The organism is Aetokthonos hydrillicola CCALA 1050 (assembly GCF_017591665.1).
Classification (GTDB): Bacteria; Cyanobacteriota; Cyanobacteriia; order Cyanobacteriales; family Nostocaceae; genus Aetokthonos; species Aetokthonos hydrillicola.
The window spans coordinates 1-6837 of the sequence record NZ_JAAKGC010000178.1; the positions used below are offsets into that span (position 1 = coordinate 1).

The 6837-nt window shown below is 39.2% G+C and carries 4 protein-coding genes; 3 read left to right on the forward strand and 1 reads right to left on the reverse strand.

Annotated features, from left to right (window positions below):
* The coding region (locus G4P69_RS34705; RefSeq protein ID WP_208354458.1) for an aminotransferase class I/II-fold pyridoxal phosphate-dependent enzyme at positions 1–582 on the reverse strand (582 nt) is incomplete at its 3' end.
* Positions 583–732: 150 nt separating this feature from the next.
* Between G4P69_RS34705 and ychF the strand changes: the two genes are divergently transcribed.
* The 3 genes from ychF to G4P69_RS34720 form a co-directional block, all read left to right on the forward strand.
* On the forward strand, positions 733–1824 hold the full coding sequence (gene ychF / locus G4P69_RS34710; protein WP_208354467.1) for a redox-regulated ATPase YchF: 1092 nt from the start codon (positions 733–735) through the stop codon (positions 1822–1824).
* A 685-nt stretch (positions 1825–2509) separates the two neighbouring features.
* Entirely contained in the window at positions 2510–6106 is a 3597-nt protein-coding gene (locus G4P69_RS34715) for a WD40 domain-containing protein (RefSeq protein WP_208354469.1), read from the forward strand.
* Positions 6107–6491: 385 nt separating this feature from the next.
* Positions 6492–6837 (forward strand): helix-turn-helix domain-containing protein (locus G4P69_RS34720; RefSeq protein ID WP_208354471.1); only part of this gene is annotated, 346 nt, incomplete at its 3' end.

The window sequence follows — 6837 nt, forward strand, 5'->3', positions numbered from 1 at the left end:
AAGCAAAGGAATATTGTATTGACGGGTAACAGATGCGATCGCGCCCAAGTCTCCACAAACACCGTAATAAGTCGGATAAACCGTCAACACTGCTTTCGCATCAGGATATTGTTGTAATGCTGCTTGTACAGCGGTTGGTGTAATACTGTGGGCAATATCTAAAACTGGATCGTACTCTGGATTAACAAAAATTGGGATAGCGCCAGATAAAATTAAACCTGCAATTGCTGAGGAGTGGATATTTCGCGGTAAAATAATCTTGTCTCCTTTACCACAGGTAGCCAGAATTGCAGCTTCTACTCCACAGGTAGAGCCATTAACTAAAAACCACGTTTGTTGTGCCCCAAATGCATCTGCGGCCAACTCTTGTGCTTTTTGGATAACACCACTAGGTGCAAAGAGGTTATCCAGTTCTGCTAATTCTGGTAGATCGGCGCGAAATACTTCTAGCCCGAAAGCATTGATCAGTGATTTAGAGATTCCTTGACCCCGCTTGTGTCCTGGGGTGTAGAATGGTGCGTGAGGATGCTCTGCGCAAGCTTTTAAGGTGTCTAGTAAGGGTGTTTGGTTTTGATTGAGCATTTTTTAACGGTGAACAGTAAACAGTTATCAGTGATCAAGGTTTATGGCGCGGTGTTTCCGGTTTCTATAAACACATTACTCTTAGCTGATAACTGATCACTGATAATCCCCCTTCTTTTGTAAATCGTAATCTAAAATCTAAAATCTAAAATGCTACGAGCTGGAATTGTTGGACTTCCCAACGTCGGAAAATCTACTTTATTCAATGCTTTAGTTGCTAATGCTAAGGCTGAAGCTGCTAACTTCCCTTTTTGTACAATTGAACCGAATGTTGGTATTGTCTCTGTACCAGATGAGCGCTTAAACGTTTTGGCGAAGATTTCCGGTTCTGCAGAAATTATCCCAGCACGTGTTGAATTTGTTGATATTGCTGGTTTAGTCAAAGGTGCTAGCCAGGGTGAGGGACTAGGCAACCAATTTTTATCCCATATTAGGGAAGTTGATGCGATCGTACACGTGGTACGTTGTTTTGAGAACGACGATATTATCCATGTTGCAGGATCGGTTGATCCTGCAAGGGATATTGAAATTATTAATTTGGAACTGGGTTTAGCTGATTTAACACAGATCGAACGGCGAATTGAACGTACCCGTAAACAAGCTCGTACCAGTAAAGAAGCACAAGCAGAAGTAGCAGTCCTGGAAAAATTAGCTGCTGCATTAAATGAAGGTAAATCAGTCCGGCAGGTAAGCTTAAATCAGGAAGAAGCAGATCTTATTAAAGGCTTAGGATTGCTAAGTGGTAAACCGATTATTTACGCTGCTAATGTGTCTGAAGATGACCTAGCAACAGGTAATGAATATGTGGAAAAAGTGCGCCAAATCGCGTCTGCTGAAAATGCACAGGTAGTGATAGTTTCTGCGCAAGTTGAATCTGAGTTAGTTGAATTACCAGAGGAAGATAGAGCAGATTTCCTAGCATCTTTGGGGGTAGAAGAAGGCGGGTTAAAATCTTTGATTCGCGCTACTTACACGCTGTTAGGGTTGCGTACTTATTTCACAACTGGTCCTAAAGAAACCCGTGCTTGGACAATTCACACTGGAATGACAGCACCACAAGCAGCTGGTGTTATTCATAGTGATTTTGAACGAGGATTCATTCGTGCAGAAACTGTTGCTTATGATGATTTAGGAAAGACTGGTGGGATGAATGCCGCCAAGGAAAAAGGGTTAGTTCGCAGTGAAGGAAAAGATTACGTTGTGCAGGAAGGTGACGTAATGTTATTCCGGTTTAATGTATAGTTCAGTTCCATCAAAACCTTAAGGTTACAAAGATATCACTGCTTCGCGATACTTGAATAGAAATATCGCGAGGCAAATCTGATGCTGGGTTGTGGAGAAACACTCAATAGTTTTAGTAAGCAGAACGGATGGCATAAACTGCATGATAAATAAGGGAATTGTATTCGTCACTTTGAAGGCACATTCTTGAGACGGTTTATCAAGTTTAGTCGAATGTTTTTCGACTCTAGGGCTCTCTGTTGAGTATATCATTTACAGATGAATATTAAATATTTAGCTTACCTACTGTACAACTTGACAAGTCTATGAAACAATAAAAACACAATAATAGCAGTTTGATATGAAGTTTTTACCCAAGAATGATGATAAAAAGTCTTTCTCTAGAAGGATTTGAAAGGTACGCTTTTCTACATCTTCATAAAGAACTGCTATAAGTTAATGATCATTTAAGTTACAGAAAATTTAAACGCTAAAATACTTTACAAAAATGATTATAAAAAAATCAATAAAAAATTAGCTTAGCTGATTCACGAAAACTTAAAAAATACGGAAAAATTGTTTTACATTTTATTTAAAAAATAAACCCTAAATATAACAGACTGCTTGAAGACAATAAGGAAATTTTCCTACAGAAGATACAACTTTTGTCAACGCGTAAGCCAATAAAATTAGTATTCATAAACTTATGAATCGGCAAACATCAAAGCGCAATCGCAGTGTTATTCTCACTCGTGAAGGCTGGCAAAAGTTTCAAAAAGCGAAACTTGAACAGGAACTACGCGAAAAATCGGGATTGAAGTATACTATAGAGGAAATAAGTGAACTTGCGGGATTATCTGCAAATACGATAACGAAAATACTTGCACGTCAACATGGGGTTGACAAAAGAACTCTTGTTAATTTATTCATGGCATTCAACTTAGAACTGAGTCCTTTGGACTATTCCAAGGTGAATCCAGACTTTGAAGACTCGACGATCCGCAAGCAAATTGATTGGGGAGAGGCTGTAGATGTCTCTGTTTTCTATGGAAGAGAAGATGAACTGGCTGTTTTGAAGGAGTGGATCATAGACCAAAACTGCCGAGTAGTAGCACTTTTGGGGATGGGGGGAATCGGTAAAACATCTTTAGCTGCTAAGCTAGTCCAAGACATTCAAATGGAGTTTGACTACATTATTTGGAGATCGCTTTACAATTCTCCTCCACTTTTTGAGCTTCTCACTGGCTTGATTCAGTTTTTTTCCAACGAGCAGGTTATGGAAACTGAACCACCAAAGAGTATAGATGGCACAATCTTACAAGTGATTAATTGTTTGCAGAAACACCAGTGTCTGATCATCTTAGATAATGTCGAAACAATTCTGCAAAGCGGTGCGATCGCTGGATGCTACGCTGAAGGATATGAGGGTTATGGTCAATTCATACAACGCTTAGGAGAAATCTCCCACCACAGCTGCTTGTTGCTGACATCCCGCGAAAAACCGAAAGACGTAGCGTTACTGGAAGGACTTGCACTACCTATCCGAGTATTACAACTAAAGGGTTTGTCTAAAGACGAAGGGAAAAAAATTTTTCAACTTAAAGGTTTAGGTGGAGAAGATTCCAAGCAGGGAGAACTGATTGAACGTTACTGTGGTAATCCGCTAGCTTTGAAGATAGTTGCAACGACTATCCAAGATGTCTTTGATGGTAATATTAGCGAATTTTTAAAACAAAAAACCTTTATTTTTGGACATATACAAGCTGTTTTTGAGAAACAGTTTCAGAGATTATCAGAGTTAGAAAGAGATATTATATACTGGCTAGCCATTAATCAGGATTCAATGAATTTGCAGGAATTGCAACAAGATTTTATCTCACCAGTAAGACCACAAAAATTATTAGAAGCTATAGAATCTTTGGTAAGGCGAAGTTTAATAGACAGGTCAGGACAAACCTTAAGTGATAAAAATAGTATTTATTTTAAACTCCACCCTTTATTAATGGAGTATGTGACTAGCAAATTAATAAAGCAACTTTCTCAGGAAATTGCTAGTCAACGAATTCTACTTCTAAAGTCTCATGCTTTAATCAAGGCTGAAGGTAAAGAGTGTACTAAAGAAACTCAAATACGCTTAATCCTGAAACCAGTCTTAGATGAAATCCTCTCTATTTTTAAAAGTCAACAGAGACTCGAAAACCACTTAAAGCAAATTCTTGCAAAGCTACGCAAAGAATCTCCTCTAGAACCAGGCTATGCAGGTGGAAATATCCTCAACTTGCTTTGTCACTTAAAAACTGATTTAAGAGATTATGATTTTTCTCATTTAAGTGTTTGGCAAGCAGATCTGCAAGGGGTGAACTTACGTGGAGTTAATTTCAAAAACACTAATCTATCTAAGTCAGTTTTCACTAAAGACTTTAGTAGGATTTCTGCGATCGCATTCAGCCCGAATGGAAAAATTTTTGCAACAAGTGATGCTAACGGCAGGGTTTCCTTCTGGCGGGAGTTTGGGGATCGGGAACAACTTTTGACTTGTCACGGACATACATGCTGGGTTGGCGCGATCGCCTTCAGTCCAGATGGTAAAACTCTTGGTAGCGCGGGTAGTGATCAGAATGTCAAGTTGTGGGATGTCAGCACAGGGGAATGTGTGAAAATTTTAAAGCAACACGACGAACCAATCAGATCTATTGCTTTCAGTCCCCAAGGTCAAATTATAGCGCTTGGCAGCGATGACCAGACAGTCTGTTTGTTAAATATCATGACTGGCGAAACTTACAAAATTTTGCGCGAACATACTGATCCAGTCTTGTCAGTTGCTTTTAATCCTAAAGGTAGAATTCTTGCTAGTGCTAGTAGTGATACAACTATAAAACTCTGGAATTTTCGCACAGGAGAATGCCTAAAAACTTTGCAGGGACATACAGGTGCAGTGTGGTCAATTGCTTTTAGTCCTAATGGTCAAATTCTAGCAAGTAGCGGCGATGATCAAACAATTAGGCTTTGGAATGTGGTCACTGGTGAATGTATAAGAATCTACGAAGGACATAGTGCTAGAGTTAGGTCAGTCGCTTTTGCTCCTCAAGGGAAAACTCTCGCCAGTGGCAGTGATGATCAAACTGTGAAAATTTGGGATACTAGTACTAGTGAATGTCTCAAAACTTTAGAGGGACACACAGGTTTGATTTGCTCAGTTGCTTTTGGCTCTGAAGGTCACATTCTCGCTAGTGGTAGTGATGACAAAACGGTTAGACTTTGGAACGTCAACACGGGTCAAACCTTGAGAATCTTGCAGGGATATAATAATGCAGTACATTCACTGACGTTTGCTCCTGAAGGTAAGGTTCTATTCAGTTGCAATGATGATCAAACTGTAAAGGTTTGGGATCCCACTACTGGTAAATGCCTCAAAGTTTTACATGGAGACTCGAATCGAGTACGAACTGTTGCCTGCAGTCAAGATGGCAACATCTTGGCAACTGGCTGTTACGATCAACTCGTAAGATTGTGGAACCCTAATAGCGGTGAATGCTGTAAAATTTTACGAGGACATACTGGCTGGGTAAAGTCAGTTGGCTTTGCGCCTGACGGTAATGTACTTGCCAGTAGTAGTGATGACAAAACTGTAAGGTTATGGGATGTTAGCACTGGTGAGCTTTTAAAGATTCTAGAACATAGTCATGGGGTATGGTCTGTTACGTTCAGTCCTGATGGTCATATCCTTGCTAGTGGAAGTGATGATAGAACTGTTAAGCTTTGGAATGTGAACACTGGGGAATGTCTCAAAACCTTGTCAGGACATAAGGGTTGGATATTGTCAGTTGCTTTCAGTCCTGAAGGTCATATTCTTGCTAGTGCTAGTAAAGATAAAACTGTAAAACTTTGGAATGTTAGCACTGGTGAGTGTCTTAAAACTTTGTCGGGACATAGTAGTTGGGTATTATCAGTTGCATTTAGTCCGATCCTTTCTTCGGAAAGGCGAATATTGGCTACTGGTAGCACAGACAAAATGGTAAAGTTATGGGACTCTATCTCAGGTCAATGTATTAACACTTTACATGGTCATACCCATTGGATAAGATCAGTTGCCTTTAGTCCAGATGGTCAAACTTTAGTCAGCGGTAGTGAAGACGAGATGGTTAAATTATGGGATGTTGCGTCAGGTGAGTGCCTAAAAACTTTCAGAAACGAAAGACCTTATGAAGGAATGGATATTACTGGTGTGACAGGTTTATCAGAAGCAACTATTGCTTCTCTAAAGGCTTTAGGAGCAATTCAATCTTCATTTGTTTCTTCTTAATTGCTTGACGCCAGGTTCATTTAGACCTAGAGTAATGCATAGTATAGTAAGAATACTATAAATAGTATAGCAAATAGTGAATTATATCAAGTTTGATCTATTTTTTGCATTTTATTAAGGACAAAAATCGTCCAGGCCTACAACACAGTATCTTAAACTGAAAAGCTTAGGTACTACAAAATAATGTAGTTTTAGATATTTATCCTCAAACAGGTCAAAGTCTTAGATACCAGATTGATTACATATAAATTGTTAAATATATTAACATAAAATTTACGAAATAATTTCAGCAATGCCATCCAGAGATTATGTTTTTTTGTGAATTCTTTCTACTAAAGCCACGTTTCCGGAGAAAAGTTATTGAGAAATAAAAATTGATAAAGCTATGAACCGGCAAAAAAAGCAGAAACGTAACCGTGGGCTAATACTTACTCGTCAAGGTTGGCAGAAGCTCCAGAATGCTAAACTTGAGCAGGAATTTAAGGAAAAAAATAGCTCTAGATTTACAATAGAGGAATTAAGCGATCGCGCTGGCATAACTCCTGTTACCTTTAGAAAAGTAATGAGTCGCGAAGTAGGGGTTGACAAACAAACCCTTATGCGGTTATTTACGGCATTTGGTTTGGAACTGGATAAAATCGATTATACAAAGCCAAGCCCAGATTTAGTAACGCAAGAAGGCTTGAAGACCCCCGAACGCATTGATTGGGGAGAGGCAGTTTGTGAGATCG

Coding starts and splice junctions, on each gene's coding strand:
- ychF (WP_208354467.1), top strand. CDS start 733: ATGCTACGAGCTGGAATTGTTGGACTTCCCAACGTCGGAAAATCTACT.
- G4P69_RS34715 (WP_208354469.1), top strand. CDS start 2,510: ATGAATCGGCAAACATCAAAGCGCAATCGCAGTGTTATTCTCACTCGT.